Annotated in this window: 21 protein-coding genes; 6 read left to right on the top strand and 15 right to left on the bottom strand. The window is 38.5% G+C overall.

All coding sequences use genetic code 11. From position 1 onward, the window contains the following. From tssR to GSQ84_RS21135, 4 genes are read right to left on the bottom strand one after another with little or no spacing between them, the layout of a single operon-like run. A complete protein-coding gene (tssR, locus tag GSQ84_RS21150) occupies positions 1-2355 on the bottom strand; it encodes a type VI secretion system protein TssR domain-containing protein (RefSeq protein WP_158799325.1) in 2355 nt (784 codons plus the stop codon). A gap of 4 nt (positions 2356-2359) precedes the next feature. Continuing rightward, positions 2360-3307 (bottom strand): PKD domain-containing protein, encoded by a 948-nt coding sequence (locus GSQ84_RS21145; RefSeq protein WP_158799324.1) that lies wholly within the window; start codon positions 3305-3307, stop codon positions 2360-2362. 27 nt (positions 3308-3334) lie between these two features. Further along, positions 3335-3826 carry a type VI secretion system transmembrane protein TssO gene (locus GSQ84_RS21140; protein WP_158799323.1) on the bottom strand — a complete coding sequence of 164 codons (492 nt, stop codon included), beginning with the start codon at positions 3824-3826 and terminating at the stop codon, positions 3335-3337. Positions 3827-3828: 2 nt separating this feature from the next. Beyond that, on the bottom strand, positions 3829-4350 hold the full coding sequence (locus GSQ84_RS21135) for a hypothetical protein (RefSeq protein ID WP_158799322.1): 522 nt from the start codon (positions 4348-4350) through the stop codon (positions 3829-3831). 143 nt (positions 4351-4493) lie between these two features. On the opposite strand from GSQ84_RS21135, the gene GSQ84_RS21130 reads away from it, so the two are divergent. After that, positions 4494-4928 (top strand): GPW/gp25 family protein, encoded by a 435-nt coding sequence (locus GSQ84_RS21130; RefSeq protein WP_158799321.1) that lies wholly within the window; start codon positions 4494-4496, stop codon positions 4926-4928. Positions 4929-5012: 84 nt separating this feature from the next. Beyond that, positions 5013-6866 (top strand): type VI secretion system baseplate subunit TssF, encoded by a 1854-nt coding sequence (locus GSQ84_RS21125; RefSeq protein WP_158799320.1) that lies wholly within the window; start codon positions 5013-5015, stop codon positions 6864-6866. Positions 6867-6878: 12 nt separating this feature from the next. Here GSQ84_RS21125 and GSQ84_RS21120 read toward each other — a convergent pair whose 3' ends face one another. After that, positions 6879-7817 carry a type VI secretion system baseplate subunit TssG gene (locus tag GSQ84_RS21120; protein ID WP_158799319.1) on the bottom strand — a complete coding sequence of 313 codons (939 nt, stop codon included), beginning with the start codon at positions 7815-7817 and terminating at the stop codon, positions 6879-6881. A 203-nt stretch (positions 7818-8020) separates the two neighbouring features. Here GSQ84_RS21120 and GSQ84_RS21115 point away from each other — a divergent pair, with 203 nt between their 5' ends. Next, on the top strand, positions 8021-8914 hold the full coding sequence (locus tag GSQ84_RS21115) for a TssN family type VI secretion system protein (protein WP_158799318.1): 894 nt from the start codon (positions 8021-8023) through the stop codon (positions 8912-8914). 10 nt (positions 8915-8924) lie between these two features. Next, positions 8925-10082, top strand: coding sequence for a hypothetical protein (locus tag GSQ84_RS21110; protein ID WP_158799317.1), 1158 nt, complete (start codon positions 8925-8927; stop codon positions 10080-10082). Between the two features lie 193 nt (positions 10083-10275). On the opposite strand, the gene GSQ84_RS21105 is transcribed toward GSQ84_RS21110, so the two are convergent. From GSQ84_RS21105 to GSQ84_RS21080, 6 genes are all read right to left on the bottom strand, one after another. After that, positions 10276-11310, bottom strand: a complete 1035-nt coding sequence (locus tag GSQ84_RS21105; RefSeq protein ID WP_158799316.1) for a TlpA disulfide reductase family protein — start codon at positions 11308-11310, stop codon at positions 10276-10278. 312 nt (positions 11311-11622) lie between these two features. Next, the gene (locus tag GSQ84_RS21100) at positions 11623-13182 is read right to left on the bottom strand and encodes a right-handed parallel beta-helix repeat-containing protein (RefSeq protein ID WP_158799315.1); all 1560 of its coding nucleotides are present in this window, start codon (positions 13180-13182) and stop codon (positions 11623-11625) included. 137 nt (positions 13183-13319) lie between these two features. Beyond that, positions 13320-14357, bottom strand: coding sequence for a LacI family DNA-binding transcriptional regulator (locus tag GSQ84_RS21095; RefSeq protein WP_256377538.1), 1038 nt, complete (start codon positions 14355-14357; stop codon positions 13320-13322). Between the two features lie 221 nt (positions 14358-14578). After that, positions 14579-15433, bottom strand: a complete 855-nt coding sequence (locus GSQ84_RS21090) for a hypothetical protein (protein WP_158799313.1) — start codon at positions 15431-15433, stop codon at positions 14579-14581. A gap of 132 nt (positions 15434-15565) precedes the next feature. Then, entirely contained in the window at positions 15566-16708 is a 1143-nt protein-coding gene (locus GSQ84_RS21085; protein WP_158799312.1) for a M12 family metallopeptidase, read from the bottom strand. Between the two features lie 60 nt (positions 16709-16768). Beyond that, positions 16769-17149 (bottom strand): DUF4377 domain-containing protein, encoded by a 381-nt coding sequence (locus tag GSQ84_RS21080; RefSeq protein WP_158799311.1) that lies wholly within the window; start codon positions 17147-17149, stop codon positions 16769-16771. Between the two features lie 193 nt (positions 17150-17342). Between GSQ84_RS21080 and GSQ84_RS21075 the strand changes: the two genes are divergently transcribed. Beyond that, complete coding sequence (locus GSQ84_RS21075; RefSeq protein ID WP_158799310.1) at positions 17343-18620, top strand: aminotransferase class I/II-fold pyridoxal phosphate-dependent enzyme; 1278 nt, start codon at positions 17343-17345, stop codon at positions 18618-18620. A gap of 77 nt (positions 18621-18697) precedes the next feature. Further along, positions 18698-19366, top strand: coding sequence for a TetR/AcrR family transcriptional regulator (locus GSQ84_RS21070; protein WP_158799309.1), 669 nt, complete (start codon positions 18698-18700; stop codon positions 19364-19366). Positions 19367-19421: 55 nt separating this feature from the next. On the opposite strand, the gene GSQ84_RS21065 is transcribed toward GSQ84_RS21070, so the two are convergent. The 4 genes from GSQ84_RS21065 to GSQ84_RS21050 all read right to left on the bottom strand — a co-directional run bounded on the left by GSQ84_RS21065 (position 19422) and on the right by GSQ84_RS21050 (position 23123). Beyond that, a complete protein-coding gene (locus GSQ84_RS21065) occupies positions 19422-20171 on the bottom strand; it encodes a hypothetical protein (protein WP_158799308.1) in 750 nt (249 codons plus the stop codon). After that, a complete protein-coding gene (locus tag GSQ84_RS21060; RefSeq protein ID WP_158799307.1) occupies positions 20158-20898 on the bottom strand; it encodes a PspA/IM30 family protein in 741 nt (246 codons plus the stop codon). Before GSQ84_RS21060 ends, GSQ84_RS21065 begins: the two co-directional genes overlap by 14 nt. Before the next feature lie 54 nt (positions 20899-20952). Beyond that, positions 20953-21696, bottom strand: coding sequence for a hypothetical protein (locus tag GSQ84_RS21055; RefSeq protein WP_158799306.1), 744 nt, complete (start codon positions 21694-21696; stop codon positions 20953-20955). Between the two features lie 602 nt (positions 21697-22298). Continuing rightward, positions 22299-23123: an SGNH/GDSL hydrolase family protein gene (locus tag GSQ84_RS21050; RefSeq protein ID WP_158799305.1), complete on the bottom strand. Its 825-nt coding sequence runs from the start codon at positions 23121-23123 to the stop codon at positions 22299-22301. Between the last annotated feature and the right edge of the window lie 45 nt (positions 23124-23168).

The raw sequence follows: 23168 nt of genomic DNA, 5'->3' as shown, positions 1-23168 counted from the left end.
TTAAGGGTTTTCCTTTTCGGTTTTCTGAACAAAATTGTTCTCAGTGATATAGTAGTAGTTTTTTCCGTTAGAAATGAATTGCTGACCAAACTGAACACCTCTCCTGATATTTTCGCTGGAGCTGATCAGGAACTTTAAATAAGCTTCGAAATCAACCTGTGGCATCCTGCTTTCCCTTTTCAGATCATTAACCTTGTATTTGGCCAGCAGCTCATTTTCTACAGGCAAACCGGTTACCATTTTTAAATAATTACCCAGTGTCATCGACCTGATCTCCCCTTTGGAAATGTCTTTAGCCAGCAGTACCCTTTGTATAGCGATATAATTTCCAACCAGTTTTTTTCTGAATGAAGACTGATCCATTTGAAGGTTTTGACCAATCATCATCGAAAGCACATCATTTAGCTGTTTGAATTCCATAGTATTGAGTACCAGAGCATACTGCATCATGCTTCTGTGTTTTTCCACCACATCAACAGGAACTGAAGAAGTCATGTAATATTTAAATCCGTTATGTGGCATATGGTCGGCAACCTCATCCGTTACAGGAGCCACTAGTTGCCCTTCTACGGCAGCCGACAGGTTTTTACGCTCAATACCGGTTAATCTGAATGCGCTGTCTAAAGAATTGATCTGGTTGCTGATATCCCTGTCAGTTTCTTTGATGAAACGGCGCATGGCAATATTCATGGATTCATTCGAATTCACGGAACCTTTGGTAGGGAAAACTACCCCCCCCTGGATCAAACTATTTTTTGGATAATCCAGATAATAAGAAATAGAATCCAGGCGGCTTGTATTATAAGCCTGCGTATCGCTCAGCCCTTCTCCTTTAACCAGAAATCTTCTTTTCTTTTTTGCGGCGTAAACTGCTGATTCAGAAACCAGCTTTTTAGATTGCAGTACAAAATTATTGAATGTTTCATCATAATCACTATACATCTGAATAGACAACAGCCTTGCGTCAGCAACACCAAACTCATTTACCAACTGGGTCAGCTGATTGCCGGAAGAAGTTTCATTCCCTGTACTTCCAACCAATATAATCAGGTTAGTTTCGTTAGGATGTTTTTTTATCAGGCTTAAACCTGCCCTCACACCGTCATATACAGGTTGATTGGCCACCCTGCCATCACAGCGCTCTGTTTTTTTAGCTTCAACCGTTAAAAAGTTCATTAACTTCCTGTAATCCGGGGATAATTCTGGTGTAGTTAATACGCCAGGTGTTGAGCAGCCTGATTCTCCACGGTATACCACAGCGCCATAACTCAATTTGTTATTCCTGCCGTACTCATTAAAAATATTTTCAAAAGACTGAATCGTATTGGTTAGCCCCGAAAAATATTTAGTCATTGGGCTTCCTCCGTCTACCACGAATATCACATTGATCTTATGGATATTTTTTCTAAGCGTAAGGTAATTCGGATAAGTCAGCGCCGCACCACTGATAGTAATGATTCTATTATCCGTTTTTTTATACACATCCCTTGCTGCTCCAACGGTAAAACTTCCTCCATCATCACCAATAATCGGAGCGGCTCTAAGGATAATATCGTTTGCATCCAGCAGTGGATCTACATGTACATTATTCAGTGTCATAGACACAGAATCACTCAGATCATCAGAATCATTTGCCGAAGGGGCGATATATAACCTGTCTCCCCAGCTGTGAACGGCATCTGCCGCAATCCATCCATAAATACTTTTTCTGGCACTGTCAGCTACCAGCTGATCTTCATTACCGATCAGGTATTTCTTCCCGTCTTCAGATTTTTTGAAAATATAACTAATTTCATGCAGCCTGATCTTTGTAGCTTTTTTCTTTAACTCCGGAGTGGTATATACATAAGCAGAATCCGTATTGTCATAGTAGAATTTCGATTGTACCAATGGTAATGTGCCATTGATAATTGCGATTGATTTTTCCGGATAACCTGATTTCTGGTTGGAATATGACCGTTGCCATAGTAATAATTTAGAAACCGGGATCCAGCCATAGCTAATTGCACTTTTCTTATCGTTGATCTTCCGACCCCTGATCATTCCAGCTTTATATTTGATCAGTTTCACGTAACCGTTTTGCTCTTTTGAAACATAAAATGGCTCCATGAAATTCAATTTTTTCATGATCAGACTTCCTCCCGGTGCTGTGGTAGTGTAATTTTCGTCCCTGTCTGAAAATACTACCCATGGCAGTTTAGTTTTACCGCCGCCATCACTCACATTTGTAGTTGAAGATGGCTTTTCAAAAGCTTTAGGCATATAATTTACTTTCTTTCCAAAGGCCGAGGGTGATTGTGCCATTACAAAAACAACCTGGATCAAAAGGATAGCAAGAGATATAATTCGTTTCATAGATCTATTTTTTTACGGTATTAGCTGAATGTTGTTTGATATTTAACAGGCTGGCGCAGGTAGAATTAGGGCTTATAGTTAATTGCGCTTCATCTACTACGATCTCGCCTCCGAAAGTTAATCCCATGCAGTAGGAATAAAAGTCGGTTGATTTTTTAACGCTGTCCTGCTCTACAGCCACAGTAACCTTCTCATTGTTACACAGGTATCTTCTGATCAGGTAATAGTAATTTGAATTAAAATCTGCTCCGTTGGCAATTGCCTGTAAGCGTGCCCTGATATCATCAATCACTTTGCGCTCCCCTTCCCCGGGTTCTACAATAGCTGTTTCCAGATCTGCATTGGGGTCTGTAATAAAAATGGTATGATAAATCGCCCTGCGGCTATTATCAGTATTTAACTTCACCAGGAACTTACCGGGTGTATGAAAAGTATATAACGCTGTTCTGCCTTTTACGTCAACCCTGTTCGTTTCCCCAAAAGACCACTGAAAAGTATTCGCTTTACCTTCAGCTTCCAGTCTTACTTCTTCATTGACCACGCCTGAAGTAGGGCCGCTGATACTAACAACCGTGTCTGGCAGAGCAATGACCGTATCCCGTACCGTTACAGGAAACTGCTCCCGCAGCTGTCCGTCTACGGTTAATCTTACAATGTAAGAGCCGGATTTAGCATAGCGGTAATTTCCGTTTTGGGTAGCTAATTTTGCTCCGTTACCAAATTCCCATAGCCACTTCTTAGCATTTTTTGTGTTATCTGTAAACACAAGGTCTTCGTTTAAATACAATTCATCTTTTAAGATCCTTGCATCAACAGTCCGTTTATCAAAAAGCGAACTTTTAAAGAGAAATATGATCCCGGCGAGGATCAAAATAGCAATAAAGATGTACAGAAAGACGTACCCCTGTGAATTACTGCTTACTGATTTTCCGTTAGTAGTGGTTTCGGACATAGGTGCTTTTATTTGTTTTTTATATGATTATCTTGGTTGATTACCTATTGTTTGCCTTAACTGGCGTGTAGAAAGTTTACAGTCTTCCAGTGATTTGCTGAGTTTATCTATATCACTGTTATTTCCTTTCAGTTCCCTTCTGTTATAAAAAAGATCATTGTATAACTGCGATGCCTCAAGAAATGACTTGTAACGCTGGTCGTAAGCTTTTCGCTCATAAACCGATTTAATGGATGCTAAAGAGTTTTTGATATCGTTCTCCAGAAAAACCGCCTGCACGCCAGGATCAAAAGTGATGATCTGCTTGTAAGTGCTGTCCACAGTTGCCCTTTGTTCCTTAACTGTAGATTCAAAATCGGCATCCTGCGAAAGTTTTTCTGCCAGATCCTGTTTAGAAACCATCCTTTCATCACCATAATCGTGAAAAAGGCCAAATCCCAACAATGCTGTAGTGAAGAGAAATATCCCTATAAAAAACAGGAACTGTTCCCTTCGTTCTTTTATACTCAGTTTAATCATAATTATCTTCTGAATTTGCCTGCTCTTAACTTATCGGCGGCCGACTGGTTTGTATGTAAACATGATTCCAGCTGCGTTCTGATATTTTCAATCTGAAATTTGGTAGTGAATAATGAATCTTCGATCCCCGCCATTTGCGTTACATCGTCAGACATCTTTTTGTATAAAAGAAAACTGCTGGTAGCCGGCTGCTGGTTTTTAAGGATCTCCTTAATTTTAAAATTATTGTTCTGAATATCTTCCAGCAGAATTGCCTGGTTATTTAACTCTTCAGAATTAATAGAGCTATACTTCGAGAGCTCGTTAAATTTTAACAGGATCATATCAAACCTGGTATTGATCTCTTTCCTTTTGGAAAGGAGCTGATCAGTTTTTTTCACTTTATCTTCCAGAATCTGATACTCGTATTTTGAAGCAATAAAAAAAAGATACACACAAATCAATGCGAATGAAATCAGCAAAACAAAGTTTAAAATGAAAAGCTGATAGGACCTGGTCAGTTCCTGAGCGTTTATGGGCTTCATAAAATAGAGACGTTATGAGATTGCATTTATTAATTTATATTACAACATTAAGCCAGCATGATCTAACAATATTCACTTGTTTGAAGTTTGGACGTAATATTGATTAACCTTTTACCAATTATTGTTCCATTGAATAGCAACATATGTCAGATTTCTTATACAATAAGCCATTTCGATTAATAAACATTTTTGAACACCGGGATTTGCAGGAAGCAGATGCGGGGAAGTCCATTTCACAGCACATTGAGCTAATTATCTTTACGCGTTTTGGAGAGCATAGGCACAACAGCAATTTTGGTTGCGAAATATGGGATCTGGATTTCGAACTGATCGTCAGCGAAACTACATGGGAAGAAAAATTCAGGCAATCCTTGCTAAAATCTATCACTGAATATGAAAACAGGCTGTATCAGGTAGAAGTAGAAATAAAAATGACCGAAGTAGAGAAGTCCTTTACTATCAGGAATGTTACAGAAATTAAGAAGAAAGTGGACATTTCCATACGAGGTAAAATCAATATTACAGGAGAAAAATACTATTTTAATACGTCATTGTTTTTAAGTCCGCTATCAAGTTAACACAAACTGTTCTATTTTAAAGATAGTATGATCTAAATTACATACAGTACTATAATTCTAAAAAACATATTATTTCAAATATCAATGAAAAACATATTTTATTCTTCAAAAGACGAAATTAGAAACAGGATTTTAAAAAATGCACGTGACTACTGGGGAATAAAGAATACCAATGATTTTGACCCTTTAGTTAAACTGTTGATTGAAGCACTGAGCACAGAGCTTTTTAACGTATCAAACGACGTAAAAAACCTTGAAAACAGGGTTCTGGATAAGATCTCACGTATCTTAGCATCAGATACATTAACCTCTGCATTACCCGCGCATGCTATCGCCCATGCCCGCCCTCATGAACCCTCAGAAATCATAGATACAAAAACACAGTTCTACTTTCGGAAAAAGTTAAAGGACATGAACGAAAACAGCACAGAAAACTCGGCAGACATCTTTTTTAGTCCTTTAAAGCCAATTAAGGTATTTAATGCAGAGGTAGTTTATCTGGCCAGCGGAAGCAACTTATTTCAGGTTGACAGTCAGCATCATAAATCACTTCTTACCCATACCAATCGGGGATCGGCCCTTGAACCGAACACTTTATACATAGGAATCCGCCCTCCTTCCACTTTAAAGATACTTAACGGTATTAGTTTTTATTTTGATTGGAGAAATTATGCAATCAATAACAACATATATGATCTTTTAGCCCTGTCTAAGTGGTCCGTAAACGGCCTTCCTGTAAACACAGCTTTAGATAAGTTCTATATCACCCCCGCGCTGAACTCAAATTCTCCGTTTGATAACCATGATATCCTGAACCTGCTCACAGAAGATGTGCACTCATTCTACGCAAACAGGTTCTTGACTATTGATGATGATCATCTTAATCCCCAGCACTTTAGTTTGCAATTATACCCCAAAGAATTTGAACAGCTCTTCCAGCCCGGCAGCCTGGTTAACTTAAAAAAGGAACTGCTGTGGTTAAAAGTTGTATTTCCGGCAGCAATCACAGAAGTAATGCTGGATGAGCTGCATATCTCTATCAATGCCTTTCCGGTGGTTAATAAAAGAATTCACGACTTTAAACACCGCCTTAAAATGATGACGAATATTATTCCGGTTAAAGTACAAGACCATGATCAGTTCCTCAGCGTTCATTCATTGGGAGATAAAATGGGCAACATTTATACAGAAATCCCTCACAGCCATGATGACGACAGCAGCGCAGGCTCTTTTTCCATCCGTTACGGCGGCTCAGAGCGATTTGATAACAGGAACGCGAAAGAGGTGGTAGATTATCTTTTCGAGCTGCTGAGGGATGAAAAAGCATCTTTTTCGGCCTATGGTTCAGACTTCCTGAACAGCTCTTTAAAAGAACTGGAACAGAACATCTCCATTATCCAGCAAAAAACCAAAGCGCAGCTCGCTACGATGAAAGAATTGCTGAACTATATCATTGTTAAACCGCTGAACAATGCGGATATCATGTTCCTTGAATTTTGGACAACCAATGCAGAAATGGGCAACCAGATCAGGTCAGGCAGCCGTTTACAATCATTTGAAAACAGCAAAATGATTCCTGACAGCATTTTCCTGCTGAGCAATACGCAGGGCGGAAGATCCAGATTAAATGCAGCTAACCGTGTTCAGGCTTTTAAATACGGCTTAACTACAGCAAATAGAATTGTTACACAGTCGGATGTGATTAATTTCTGTTCTTATGAACTTGGAAATAAGATCAAAGGACTAAAACTTGCCAAAGGATTAATGGTGGCGCAAAATCCAAAAGAAGGATTTATCAAAACTACGGATATCATCATTACTCCGGCAAATCAGCACGACCTCAACAAGGATGAATGGAAGTCAATTCTGGAACTTACGCAGTCAAAATTAGAAAACCGCAGTATCATGAACATCCACTACAGGCTGCTGCTGGCGTAATTAAACCACAATTTAAAGATAAACGGTAAAGCCAAGGAAAGAATTATTGCTTCCGGCACCTAGCGCACCAACCTGGTTTTCTAAATTGGGAACCAGTTTTATACTGATCTCATTTTGAACTGGCAAAAGATAAGAAACTGCCAGATCAATGATATAAGTACTTGGTGTTCCTGGCATAAAACGAACCAGTTTATCGGTATCTGCCGGCCCTACACTGATTACAATATCTTCATCATCAGTCAGAAAGCTATTGCCGATAGTAGAGTCTATACCCAGACTACCGAAACCCAGCCTGAACTGCATTTTCTCTTCAATTGGTGCCCGCTTCAGGTTCCTCAAACTCAACGCAGCCTGAACAGGCACTTTAAACAATAAAGACAGCAATTGTCCCAAAAAATCCAGATCGTTACGCTTCTCGCTGATCAATGGCAAGAGATGCATCCATATGATACTCTGTTCATTATCAAGCAATTCAAATTCCTTCCATTCCGCACCGAATATCCTCGTCAGATCATTATAAGTAGTTCTTTTATCCAGTCTGTTTTCATACAATTCAAGGATCGTCCTAAGATGATTCAACTCTGCTTCAAAAGGCATAAAAAATTTTCTCGCATCTTTTTCTTCTGCTCTCCGTGCCTGTACATCGGCTATCATTTCCTGTTCAGAAAGACCCGAACTACCTGTTGGTGGCTGATGAAAAAGCCCTTCAGGCAGCATATCATATAACCCTTCCCTATTCAATTCAATGACCAGGCAATCTTTGCGCTTGCTATCAGAATAATAAAACGAATAATTACCAAGGTCCTTTGCGTAAGCGCTTTGCCGCCCTCCAACGGGCAAAATAGCAATCTGATCAGTTTCAAAATCTCCATTCTCGATCAGCTCTGCCGCTTTTGTGATCGCCTTAAAGTCAGTATTCAGATCGTTCTTCAGCTGTAAATTTTGCTTCATGGATGATTTGCGTTTAGATAATAACACATACCTCTAATAATTATACCATTTTCATTAATGCAGAATTTCTTTAGCAGTTATGGCACTTGCATGAGCTTGTTTTTTATTATTTTTTTTTACTGTAAGCTCATGCAGGTTTTATGACATTTATTTTAAGGTATCATATTTGTGAAGACATCAAAATAAACATCAAGTATAATTTAATGGACGTTCAATCATTCTTTCTTCGATATTTACTATTTCCACTTATTTTCCTCGTTTCCGCAGCTTTGATTTCTATTGTAAATAAAAAGAATCAATTTCTTAACAACAAAAGACTAATCGTTAGTATCCTTATCTTAAGTATCATTCTCGCCTTACCAGGTTTTATGGGTTTTCTGAGCTTTGACTTTATGCCCTGGGGTTATATCATTTGCCAGATCTATTACCTGGGAACAGGCTGTCTCTTCGTTTACCTGGCTACCCGCTATTATCCAAAGGAACTGCTGGAAAGAAAATTCTTTTTCATATTTGCTGTCCTTATTAGTGCATTGCTCGGCTTTTTCCTATTTCAACTGGCCTTCAACTGGCTTAGTGATATCCACTTTGGAATCTGGGCAGCAACCAGTCTTATGACATTTATTATCCCCCTGCTATTCTGGTGGGCCTACGTTGCACTTATCAGTATTCCTACAGAAATCTACAAGATCTGGAAATACCCTGCCACCCCTATCCATATTGAAATGGATCACCTCGACTTTGACCATCTGCTTGTTTTGGAACTTGAATTATACAAGAATACTAACGATCCGGAACCAATTAAGGTAAAGGCTAAAGCACCAGAAAACATGATTTTCGGAGAGTGGTTCTATAAATTCATCGAGGATTACAATCTTAAATTCCCCAAAAGTCCGGTAAAATATTACAGTGACGAACAGGAATCCTATAAATGGATATTCTTTATCAAAACATCTTTCTTTAAAAAGAACGTATTCATCGACCCTGATCTTGATATCCTGAACAATGCCATTACTGAGAAGGTAACCATTTATGCCAAAAGAGTATCTGAAAACGCCAATAAACCACAAATAACGGGAGACGAATCAATTTTTATATAAACAGAAAACTATGATTTCACCATTAAAATATAAACCCGTAAACTGGGTGGATGGAATGAAGCTATCCAGCGATCACTTCGTTGCTACAGATCAGTTCAATCAGGATTTTGTAAGGGATGCCAGTTCGGTATTTCTCAGTAGTTTCAACTATGGCCTGCTTCCCCCCTTTGCCGGGCAGCGCAGCTCGCATGATATTGAGATTCTGGAAAAAGCCACAAATCATATTGAAGTTAGAGTTAGACACTGCAATGCAATTACCGCCGATGGTTGCAGGATTGATATTGTAGAGTCTTCAAACTTCGATAACCAGCTCAGCTATACTCACTATTTTAACAGTGACAATGCTGATTACTCTAAGGTTACATTATATAATGTCTTGCTAATGGTTAACCCTTTTGAGCGTATACCCTCTGGAAATCCAGATCCGGAAGACAATCCGCCAAGGTATCCTGATGTTACCAAAAGCTATAGCATTGCCATACTTCCCGCTGCCGAGATGGCCCCAAAAGCTACAGGCAGTTATCACCTAACCATCGGGCAGCTGATCCTGGAAAATGGAAGGATTACCATTAATTCAAATTATATCCCGCCAAGCAGCAATATGATTAGTCATCCCTCACTGATCAGATATTATGAATTGTTCAGTACCCAGATCAACGAATTGCAGCTGGCAGCTTTTAAGATCATCGATAAAACAAGCAGTAAAGACTCCATCACTCCCCTGGGAAAAAATATTAGGTTACTTTCAGAGAAACTGCTTGACTATATTGCCCAGATCTTTTTTAGCTACAGAAACTTTGGTTACCAGCAATCCCCGGTGCATGTTGTAGGTTACGGCTCAAATCTTGCCCACGTTTTTTTTACAGGAATCAAACTCATCGAATCTAAAGAACGTGAAGAAATGCTCAAATATTTTTACGAATGGCGGGACGTAACCCCGGGTAATTTTGAAGAATTGCTGGCACGTAATATCGAACTGGTTTATGACCATCAGAACATTTACGCAGCTATGTCTATGACAGAAGAGTTCTTAAGGGTAATGATCGCACTCTGGAATAAGCTGGGCACACTTGAATATATCGGTCAGCGAAAAGAAAACATTGTTGTTGCCGAACAGCAAATGGTACAGCAGGTTCAAACTAAAAGAACATGGACGCTGTTGGATTAAAAATTTAAGATGAACAACTATTACGGTTGAGTGGTGAACAATGCCAGAAGAAGTTAAACGACATCAAAACCAACAAAAAGCCTGCAAATCGAAAGACGAGCAGGTTTTTCTCATTTAATGGAAGTCTATTTGATCAATAAATTCTAACCTACCAATCACAGGTCTGAGCTACATCTACTACCCATGATGTTTTTCAATCAATTATCTTATTTAACATATCAAGAACATCCTGTCCCCGAAGGTTTTTAGCAATTATTTTTCCACTAGGATCAAGAAGGAAGTTTCTTGGAATTGCTATGAGTTTATAATATATCGAGACACCATTGTTCCACCCTTTCAAATCAGAAACATGCGTCCAATTTTGCAACCCATCTTTACTGATAGCCTCCAGCCAGTCACTTTTTTTACTATCTAGAGACACGCTGATAATATCAAACTTTTTATGATCATACTTTTTCATAGCGGCTACCAAATGAGGATTTTCCGCCCTGCATGGCTTACACCATGATGCCCAAAAGTCTACGAGTATATATTTACCCCTAAAATCTGAAAGCTTTATTGGGATACCACTTGTATCAGCTTGTACAAAGTCGGGCAATATTTTTCCTACATACAGATTTTCCTTAATAAATTTCAACTCGTTAAAATAAGTACCCTTTCTATTCGCATCAGGAATTAAATTAAATAAGCGGGAAATTTCATCATCTGACACATTATTCAATAATGTTGTAACCATCATATAGGTATTCAGTGGTGAGTCCACGTGATTCTCCACCCACGTTGTCAATGCCCTGTTCACTTCTTCTTGTGTAAATTCTCTCCTATTTGTAATGGGTAATATTGAATTATTATATAGGCCATTTATATTGTTACCAACCAAAGTGTAATTCACAAGCGAGCTATCTAAAAACTCGATTTCAGTTTTTTTGGGAAGTAAAAGTAAACTAACAAAATCGTTAGGACTATGATCATTTTTAAATCTAATATGGTATTGTTCCAGTGCTGTTGCGGGAATAGAGAAAAAGAATTTGCCATCTTTAATTATGCACTCTGTTTTTGTAGTAGGCAAGGTGTTAGGAAATGGATAAACTTTCTCCATCGTTATGATTTTTTCATCAAGCCGCTTGTCAATTTTACCAATAATAATCAAACTATCCTGAGCTTTAACAGCAAAAGAAGAAAGTATTGAAATCACACCAATAAAAAAAAACTGTTTAAATATTTTCATAATTCCCCGTACAAATAAACAATAGTTTAACAAAGTAATATGAAAGAAAATCAAACCACAAATATTGTTTAATAATTTAATCTCTAAATTACAAAGAATTACCAAACAATTTAACAAATTATTTTTATTTAGGTGCTTTTTTACATCAAATAACTCTTTACCGTTGTAAAACCCAATATGGTTTAGGTGAAAAAAGATATCCCTGTATTAACGACAAAGATCAATCACTGCTATCTCTTATTATCCGCTTATCCGCATGAACGAATGATAATAAAATAGGCTGCTCCAGGTAAAGCAGTAACCTATTTTTTATTAATACGAAGTTTCATCCGCTCCTATATCCACCCTGCTATGCTGAACTCTTGTTTGACTATCAATATCCAATTCATCTGTCGCAGCCGTAAAACCTGGAAGCCCTTTGTTGATACAAGCTGTAGCAGTGCTTAACAGATGCAGATTTGGCGTTGGCAGACTCGGGCTGGTAAAACCAGGCAGAGCATAAGTTGAATTTGCTTCAAGCCCTGTAGCAGCGGTAAATGCAGCTAAAGAGCCATACCACTGACCGTTAATACCTCCCCAATCAAAGCTAACAGTACTTGCGGATCCGGATGCAGAGTAATAATTGTTATAATTCATGGTCAGGTTGGTTGAAGTATAATTGAGTAAGGCAATCACCTCCATATCATTTCTGGACTGAATGATATTGTTAATGAAACTCAGGTGATCAGTATTCTGAATTAAAATCTCACCTCCATATCCTCCATCAGAAAAATTCTGAAAGAAGGTATTATTTGATACCGTAGAATTGGTCACCTTTCCTGCAGGCTGGTTAGAACCAATTAAAATACCACCTCCTTTGTTATTATAAATCAGGTTATCCCTAACGTTGATATTGTCTGCATTAAAATTATTGTTCTCACATCCCACAGTGATTCCTGCACCATTCGCATAAGATGTATTGCCTTCTATGTTGATATTAGCACCACCGTCAACATAAATCCCGCCAGAGGTAGCTACCTGCGAGACACAATTATAAACAGTGTTATGTTTTACATTGCCTGACCTGGCGTAATTGACCGCAGCCGGTGCACCCGTCCAGCTGTAATGACCGGTCATATCAATACCGATGTTAGGTATATCATGTACAGTATTACTTTCAATGAGGAAATTCTCTACGTTTCCAGATAAGGTGAGCCCCTCGCTGTACCCTGTATTACAGTTATATATCTCATTGCTTCCAATGTAAACCTGGCTGTAAGAAGTAGCGCCTGTTCCTACTACCGTTAACGGATTAGCATTATCAGTAGAGGTAGGAATAGTCGTAGGACTGGTTGTCCAGCCTACATTATATACTTTACAAGAAGTAACCTGCACATCAGTACCACTTCCTACGATGTAAATCCCAAATGCTCCTGCCCTGATATTATTGGTAAATCTGATGTTATTGATCCTGAGGTAACTTTTGCTGGTTACAGTGATCAAAGAATTTTGAGTTGATGCAGTGGTAGTGCTGCCATCTACAATCACTACTCCTGAATCATAATTGGTTAACGTGATCGGTGCGCCCGAAGCTCCGGAATGTGGCCAGTTGAGTCTTTCGTTATAGGTACCACCCGCTACCCATACAGTTGCTGCTACTCCTTCAGCAGTCTTATTCAAACCAGCCTGAATTGTTTTTAAAGGACTTGTTGCTACTGTGCCCGCGTTGGCATCATTTCCGGTCTGCGTATTTACATAATAATTGAGACCTGTTATGGCAATAGTCTTTTTACCAGCCAACTTTGACAGATTATCCTGCTCAGGGTTGACAGCTGATTTTTCACAACCACAGAGCACCACAAAGAGTAATGGAATAATAAAGAATTTTTTCATAGTAAATTGTTTAAGTTATTAAACTAAATTCCAATTTTAAATAGGCCGATGAAAACGTCTTTCTTAAAAACACAGAAAAAAGTGTTACGCAAACGATTGTTTTATCTTATGCAAACGGTTGTTCAATTTACTTACATTCAGTCATTTAAATAGATTATTTCTGAATCAAGGTTAAACTGATAATATTTATGGTCTGATTGTAAGTGATGCAGTTCTCCATTGATTAATTTCATTAGCACTTCAGCAGCTATTTTTCCCTGTTCAGCAGGAAACTGCTCGATAGATCCAAAGGGCTTATGATCATAGTATTTCCAGTCTGGCTGGTTTGCAAAACTGATAAACTTAAATTGATCAACCAGGCCTTTGGATTTGATCAGTGAAAAACAATCCAGTAAAACATTATCATTGAATACAATGATGGCAGATGGAGGATCGCTTAACTCAATCAAACTATTCATTGCAGCTATGTTTCCAGCCGGACTCAGGTCTGTAGTTTTCATCAAATCTGATCTTACTGGGATATGATGCTCGTTCAGTCCTTTGATATAGCCAATTAGTCTTTGCCGCGTTGCAGACAGATTAACAGGGCCGTTGATCAACGCAATTTTGAAGTGACGCTGCGCAACCAATGCATTGATCCCTTTTAAAAGACCTGTATGTAAGTTTGAAGCTACGTAATGAAGATATTTATCTTCCGGAACACAATCAAAGAAAACGACGGGAATATTCAGCTTTTCGAGATCGGTATAAGGCTGGAAAAATTTATGCTGCTTAGAAATAGAAACAATGATACCGTCTACCCTATGATCTATGAATTTTTGAAGTACTGTCATTTCTGTCTCTACATGATCGTGAGATTGTCCAATCATGATATTATAATTTTGGGCAGAAGCTACTTTTTCAATAGCATTAAGGGCTGTACTGAAAAATGGTTCTGATAAATTTGGTACGATCAGTCCGAGGGTATAAGATCTTTTTTGATTAAAAAAAATGGCCGACTTATTCAGGACAAAATTATTTTCCTTTGCAATCTTTTGTACCCTTTCCGTGGTAATACCACTTATGCTGGGATGCCCCTTAAGTGCCCTGGATACAGTGGAAGGTGATACGTTTAAAATCTTCGCAATCTCCTTTATTGTAATAAGTTTTTTGCCTTCCATAAATGAAAATAAAATTTGATTTAATCGCTCATTCTACCTTAAACTCATTAATATTTACTAAAAGCATTACCAAATAAAAACGATTAGAAATAAATGAGATAAATTTATACTAAAGATAATAATTATTTGCGTGTTCGTGCACAATTTAAATTGCATGATTATTATTTAAAATACCGATAATTGGAATTCCCCTTATGGCATTATTCCAATCTATGGTTCTGCTGTTGAAATCAAGATCAAAAAGAGAGGCTTGTACCTATCCTAAGCTGGTAAAAATTAATGTTTGATCCATTAAATTGAGTGGCTATCTGATTATTGTTTTGCAGGTATGAGTCATCAATCCCTTTAGATGTTTTTTTACAACCAATATCACCATTCAATAATAAGTTTAAAGATGAATTCAGCTTGTAGTTCAGACCGATATTACCTTCCAATACGTAACCGTTAGCATGCTGTTCAAAACTAATCGGATGCTTAAAAATTTCAATTAAATTCCAATTGGCTTTAGAATTATATTTTAGCAGCCCATAAGATATAGTCCCGAGAATAGATAAATTGGGCGTCAGATGATAACTGTTTTCCACGGAAAGCTGAGCACTCCTCCATTTTGCTTTGTAGGTGCTATTTAAGTTATCGAAATCAGAATTGAGGATATAAAAATTTTGAACAGAAGAGACATAATAAAATGCAGTTTTCAAACTAAAATCAGCTTTAGATATGAAATAAAATCCCGCTCCGGTTCGGAAATTTTCCAATTGTCCTTTGTCACTGGTAAAGGGTTCCTGATAAGTGATAAACTTACGATTGTCATCCTGATAATCTGCATCGTTACCCTGACCTGAAACTATCCCATTTTTCTGATAGTAGACGTTTAGTTCCAATCGTTTTAATGGTTTGTAAATGCCGTTAAAAAAAACACCCAGAGAAGTAATCTTTTTAAAAGTAAGTTCTGATAATATATTAGGTGATTGTCCTTGTAAGTTTCCGGCAATAGACCATTGAAAATTACTGATATCACCTACTCCACCAGCTTCAAGTGTGAAATTTCGGCTCTGACAATAACTTGCATGGACATTAAATAATACTAACAAAAAAAAGAAAATGAATTTTAGAATGATAAATTCTGCCGCACCTATAGTATTAGTTTCTATAATTTTGCCAGTTAAAGACAAAAAGTAGCGAATTCCTTCGCTACTTTTTGATATCACCAAATTTTCCAACTATTAAAAAGTATTTGTTAAACGGCAGCAATTTGGCGGGGTGGAATTACCATTGTTTAATTGCGCCTGAAGACTAAGGCGTTCCTGAGTTGTCATAACAGTACCATCAGGTTTATAAACTGTTGCTGCTAATTCAGAATATACATCTGATCTGGCAATATAAGGTATATAAAAAGTATTAATCCACGACTTGTCTAAAGTCGATAAATCAAAACCCTGATTAATATAAGTTCCATCTTTTTTGGTATACATTGGCTGATTAACATCATAAACTACCGTTGAAGCACCATTAACTCCGGATGTAAATGAATAATAGCCCATTACGGAATTAAAATCATAAGTTCCAAGCTCGTAATAATTTGTAGTTATTTTTGAAAACTGAGCTGCCCCGCTTGGTTTCAGGTTCGCTGTATTGATCGTAACATAAGTATCTCTATCCGGACGTTGCGCTTCATGAAACATACCAATGGCATGGCATATTTCATGTATGATGGCTTCCGGTTGAAACTGTACAAAATCAGCAAGATTGATTTTTTGCATGCCACCCTGGCGCCCTACGTATGAATCACTGACATCCACACTACCAGCATAATAAAAATCGACATAGGGATAGGCAAATCCATAAGTGGGATCTACCGTCGGCTGACCAGTAGCATTATAAAATCTTACATTGGATTCGTTTTGTATTTGGGTTAATACACTGCCAATCTCTGTTTTTAACCAGTCTGGCAGGTTCGCATCATAGGTAAATCTAACCATTGCCCACATATTATAGGACGTTGGATACTGGCTAAATGCTCTGGGAACAGCCTGATTATTGGGGCCGCTTTTCATCGGGATATTAAAGACAGGATTAATCGTTGTATCTGGCCCCAGATAGGTAGGTTGTTTGGTGAAAAATGAACCAGTTTCGTCCAGTGCTTTTAATTGTGTAGAGGATAACAATATATCTCCTCCCCAATAATAATTGTCACCTTTTTTTTCCACTACAGCTCCCGACTTTAGCGTAACCAGTGTCCCCGGACCAGCTTTTCCAAGAGGATCTACAGGATGTAAAGCATCTTTACCGTTAATTCCATCCTTTTTGGAACAGGAACTCATCGCAATGAGTAAAATTACCGATAGATAAAATAGTTGTTTTTTCATAAGTGAGAGGTTAATTTAAAAATGAGAGGTTAATTGATATGATTTGAACATTAATGCATGCTATGGGATTTCAACCTTTGTTTTAGATAGCACCTCGATCAGCGTATAAGTCTCGGCCGGGCCGTCAGCCATCGGTTTGGCTATAGGTGTTACCTGAACCTTAATTTTGTATTGATAGCCCTCCACATAATCAAATCCTTGAATAGTACCTTTTGCCAGCGTATACTTTTGATTGGATGAATCTTCAATAATGCTATAGTAATAGACAGCAGCAGGATTATCCGGAGAAGCCGGAGGAGCTGCTCCTCCTATCACTAATTTAGGCGCTACATTCATCGTTACTACTTTTCCTGAATTGTCGTTTTTCTTACAGCTTACCGCTGTTATCAGCAGCAACAAAACAGCAATTAATAATATATTTTTTGATCTGTAACCATGCATACAATTTTAATTAGAGGTTAATTATTATATAAATCTACACAATATTCCCGCATACGGGAAAATATTAAATGTAACTATTTCATTACAATCAAAAACGAGGTTTCTCCCGGTTATTAATTTTATACTGATTTAACTACAAAATACACTTGTATGTAGATAATTTATATATTTGAAATACATTAACTCTCAACTTATGTCTGCAACACACAACATCGATTTTAAAAAAGCATCATTTAAGGATTTCGAAACCATCGATGATTTAAATGCTTTTCAACGCGCCGAAATTTTCAAAGATTTTACTGATTATATGGAAAGTCAGGGGCACATGAACTATCGTTTTGTAACCAGTAATGGTTGCGGACCGGAAATGTGGGTAAAATCACCTTTCCAGGAAGCCCCTCAGAAATGTGTGAGCCTGGTTTCAAATGATTACTTAAATTTCACACAGCATCCTAAAGTTAAGGCAGCAGCCATCGAAGGGATACAAAAATATGGTACCGGGGCAGGCGCATCCCCACTGATAGGCGGCCATCACGAATACCACGTGATGCTGGAAGACAAACTTTCTACTTTTTTCAAACGGCCCAAAGATTCTTCAATCGTTTATACCACTGGTTATACAGCCAATAGCTCTACTTTATTAGCCCTGCTTAAAGCAGGGGACTGTGCAATTGTAGATATGGCCGTACATGCGAGTGTATATGAAGGATTACTGGAAACCAATGTCAAAAGGTTCCCGCACAATAGTCTTATCCATTTAGAACGTGCCCTGGCAGAAGCGCAGTCAAAATATTTCACTCGTATTGTTGTTATAGACGGTGTTTATTCACAGGATGGTGATCTTGCTAAAATGAAAGATATTTACGATCTGACAAAACAATATGGTGGTTTCTTAATGGTTGATGATGCGCACGGTATTGGTGTTTTAGGTGATACCGGCCGGGGGGCTATAGAAACCTTTAATCTGCTGGATAAGATTGATATCATTTCAGGTACGCTAAGTAAAGCATTTGGACATATTGGAGGATTTGTAATTTCAAAGCCAGAGGTAGCCAATTATCTTAAATTCCAATCGCGTCAGCAAGTTTTTTCTTCCACCTCTACCCCTGCTGCCGCTGGTTTGTTAAAGGCTATTGACCTGATTGATGAAGAACCTGAGTGGCGTAATCAACTGGCGGATAATGTTGCTTATTACAAAAAAGGACTCCTTGACCTCAAATTTGATATCGGCCTAACCGCCTCACCTATTATCCCCATCAAAATCGGCGACCCGCATAAAACGGGCGATGTTGCCAGAATGCTTCTAAAAGCGGGCGTATATGCCAACGCTATTGTTTATCCCGGTGTTTCCCGAAAGGATGCCAGAATAAGGACCAGTCTTATGGCCACACATACCCGTGAACATCTGGACAAGGCTTTAAATGCCTTCGCAGATGTAAACCAAAAGTTTCACATTGTTAAAAACGAGTAATCATCCCTCAGCGCATTTATTGGTGATAATTTATTGAAAATTAGAAGCAGTAAACGGATAATATTTAATTTAGTAAAATGATTAAAAAACGTTATCAGGGAGAATCAAATGATAAAGAGCGCTCTATGCAGAAATTGATTGATGCCGTAGGCGAAACCATTAAAACTAAAGGTTATACCGGTTTAACGGCCACCAATATTTCAAAGACTGCAGGTCTGAGTCGCCGTTTAATAACTTTTTATTTCAATTCAGTAGAAAATCTAATTGAAACCTACATTAAGGGAAAAGACTATTGGGTAACCGCTTCAGGTAATGCAGGTGCTTTATTAGAAAGCAAAAAGACTTCAGACACAAAAGAAATACTCGAAACCTTGCTGATCAATCAATTGGATTATTTCCACAGAGAGGATGAAATGCAAAAAGTTGTTCTCTGGCAAATTAGTGAACGCAGCAAGATCATGTTTGATATAGCAGAAGAAAGGGAAAAGCTGGGTTCGGTATTTTTTGATCTGGCTGATCCATTTTTTCAGAAAACGGATGTAGATATCAGGGCTGTATCCGGACTACTGGTGGCCGGAATCTATTATATGGTTTTGCATGCAAAATCTAACGACAGTTTGTTTTGCCAGATAGACATTAATTCGCCGGAAGGGCTGGCAAGGATAAAAAAAACAATTACTGCTATAGTGGATGACACCTATAAAAGAGCTCAAAATGAACTTGATTCTCTAAAAGAAAATGGCTAAATAATTACCTGCTTCCAGTTCAATTATTTAGCCGTTATCATGAGTTACATTTTTTTTACCATAAAATCAACGGGACTAGCCAGATTGGCGAAACATACCATGGATCATAATAGGGTTCATAATATTCAACAGTTTCGTAAACCTGCGTTTCCTCAGTACCACCACCTTGTTGTTCATCTTCTTTCTTTTGTTTGGCCTCTTCTTCCAACAGACTGATCATCAATTCCGAGCCCTGTTTGATCATATCTGTCAGTGCATCCAGGGCTAAATCCGAAGATTGGATAGCGGTCTTAACAATCTCTTCTATCTCGCTCCAGGTATTACTTGAAACCAGGTCCATCTGCCATCCGGTAGCGCTTGTATCAAACCTGTTCTCATTAATAAAACTCATGAACACAATTTCGGCCGGATTAACCTTTTTAAACTGTGCAACAGCAATACGCAGGTCGTCAAAACGCTGATCCTGCTTAAAATTATCCCAGGCATCATCTGTATCGAAATCAAAATACCGGGAAAAAGCAAATTCCCCTTTTTCAAGGTCTACAAATGAAAATACATCGTAAACCTTCAGGTATTCGGTATAACGCTGCATGAAATTATCAAATACCTCTGTCCCCTTAGCCGTGATAACATAGTTGATACCCGAAGTCTGAACATATCCTTTAGACATTAGCTCAACAAACAAAGGCTCCAGGATTTTATCATCTCCATTGGAAACCGTCTGAAACTTATGGTCGCCATTAACCAGTTCATTCAGCAGGATAATGGCTTTATAGGTCTTTTTATCGTCTTCAGTTAGCATCATTCTCTTTGTTTAATAATTTAGGTGCAGGTGCCTGCTGTAATTGTCTCTTTGCTCTGATTGCATCTAAAGCTGATGATGAACTGCCAGTATTTAAAACCTTATTGATCTCCTGTTCGGTTGATAAAGTAGAATCTTCAAGCTGTGCATAAGCAGCAGCGCGAAATTCCTGTGCTGAAGCTTTTTCATCCATGCGGTTCAATGTCTGCAACAAACCATCAGTATCCACATTCGATAAAGTTTTATTGATTTTCTCTGATACCTCGGCAGTTTTAGCGCGCGACTGAATCATTTTTGCACGTTCTTCAGTCTGAGCAATCTGATCTTTGATCTGTTTGATCTTCAGGTCCATCACATTTACAGCACTCTCTTCCTTTTCGGCCATAGCCGCATATTGATCAGCTTCTTTTACAGCATCGGCATGCGCCTGGGCAGCTTTGGCGGCGAGGTCATTTCCCTGAACCTCGTCCAGTTCTTTACTGTCTATTCGGTCCAGTAACTGGTTAGTTTTATGCTCCCATTCATCAGCCTTATTGCGGGCCTGTAATTCACTGGCGCGGTGCGACAGGGCAAGCGCCTTAATTTCGGCTTCGCCCTGAATGGCCTGCTGATAATTTGCACGCAGCTCGCGTAATATCTGATCCGCCATTTTAGATGGATCTTCCAATTTATCTACTGCGGCATTTGCTTCCGCTTTTCCAATTCTGAATAATCTGTCAAATATGCTCATAGTTGTATAATGATGTTTAATAATTAAATCGTTTTTACCAGCGACCTGCTGCTTTTATCTCCGTCTTCCAAACCCTGAACGGCTGCCACCAAAACTCCTGCGTGAGGAACCAAAGCCCGAACTTCTTGATGATGAACTGCTGCTTCCAAAACCTCCGCTGCGCACAGGCTGCGAATTATCACGCGTGTGAAAAGAACGTTGTGAGCCAGATGGTGAACTTAAGCTGCTTCTGCGTGGAGAACTTACTGCCGAACTGGTAGTTGGCCTGTAATTGGTGACCACACTGGTACGCGTATAATGTGATGGGTAACTGCCATAATGATACAATGGCATATAGTAGCTATGCGGACGCATCAGGTAGCTCAGCAATAGAAAGTCAGTGAACGAAAAACTAGAGTGATAATAGTTGTTATCACCTGCATAACTCGGATTACCCTGGATATTCAGATCAGCAGTATTGTTATTTGTTGGATCAACTTTAATGCTGGCCACTGTTACCGACTGACTGCTGCTGATATCATCGACTACCTGCAACTCGTTTTTACCAGGCTCAGTCACCTTCAGGTAATCAACCTTACCATCTTTATCCAGATCGAGGTTGTTGATACGGTTATTCGGATCATTAACTGCTTTTTCCAGCACCTGTGGATCAGTACTGGTCTTTACCAGATCACCCAATTTATTGACGTCAAAGCCAGCAGTAGTATTACTGGATATGCTTACATTATTTTGCTCCGGACTTTGTCTGCAACCTGTGACTGCAAAGGCAAAAGCTATGATTATCGCTATTTTTTTCATTGGAATATAATTGTTTTAGAAGTATTATTTTGTTGTTTTTATTGTTTTCCAGCTGCCATTGGCGGTTTTAAACATGATGAAGCTGTCATGTTATTTTGATTATAGTAAATCATTATGGTTTCATTTGTATTTGATATGCTTATGTAAATATATAATTTGTAATCTATCTAAAGCAGATTTTATTGAGTTTAGTTTGATCGCCAAAAAATGCTTACAGATGATATTTTATTTAGATACCGGCGGGATAAACTTGTTACAAAACCTTTCTCATTAAGTTCATATTTATTTTCCTTTAGAAGCAAATGTATAGCTATTGCTGGAGAAGACAAAAGTATAACTATAGACGGACAAGACAGGTTGAGCACTAGTTAAGCCTGGGTAGAGCCCGGAGTGATACCATATTGCTTCTGATCTCCCTCCAATATGACTCTAATGTTTTTACGGAATATATTGGAGTCATACTGGAGGGAGACTGTAGTGAGACTGCTCTCATTCCGAGCTCTACCCAGGCACTATCCGGGCATACCCAGAAAACACGTACAAACCTACAGGAAAGACCCGGCAAGTTCATTGAAGCTTGGCTAAGTCAGGTCGTATAAGATCTAATTTTCCCTGATTTTTTTGGCTAGTAGACTGGCAATTATTTCATTTCCTTTATCGGAAGGATGTAAACCGTCGTAAGTATAATTCATTGCGTCAACAGGATAAGGATAATCATCTGTTGCCGGATCAAAAGCGACACCCTTATAATCAGGATACTTATATTTTTTATAATTGCCTCTTAACGGATCTTTCAGCATTTTGAATTTCACTACATTGCCTGTATTGATACCACTTTTGTTAAACAAGTCGACCACCTTAACATGCTCGTAACTGCCTATTTGATTTACAGCATCTGCAAATTGTGAAAGCAGTTGTCCATTTTTAGCGTCGTATGATCCGGTGGCATTATTGTGGCTATCGGCAACATAAACGAAATCTCCCCGCTGCAATGGGGTAAGAAGGATAATTTTAGCTTCGGGATTTAAAGTTTTGATTTTATTGATGATGATACGATAGGCACCACATACGGTGTTAAGACCTGTGTTGTTTTTGTAATCATCAAGAGTACCCAGCGGCAAGCCTGCCCACCAGTCATTTGTGCCAAGGAGCACGGAATAAATATCGGTTTTTGTTAAGCCCAATTTGTCAATTTCCCTGGCTATTCTTATGGCAGTCCAGCCGTTATGACCCTGATTGATGTATTTGATATTTGGCAGTTTCTCTACGGTTCTGGTCAGATATCCTTTGCTCACCCTATTCCCTGTTTCGTTTAAATGATCGTTAAGATAAGTAATCGAATCGCCAATGGCTGTCCATGTAGTTTCAAACGGCTTAAAAGACGTAAAAGACAATAAAATGATGGCGAGTATGAGTTTTATTTTCATGTTAACTATCGTTTGATCTTCCCTCCTAATATCGAAAAAAGAATT

It is taken from the genome of Pedobacter sp. L105 (assembly GCF_009765875.1).
GTDB lineage: Bacteria > Bacteroidota > Bacteroidia > Sphingobacteriales > Sphingobacteriaceae > Pedobacter.
This window is presented reverse-complemented; position numbering and strand designations above follow the sequence as displayed.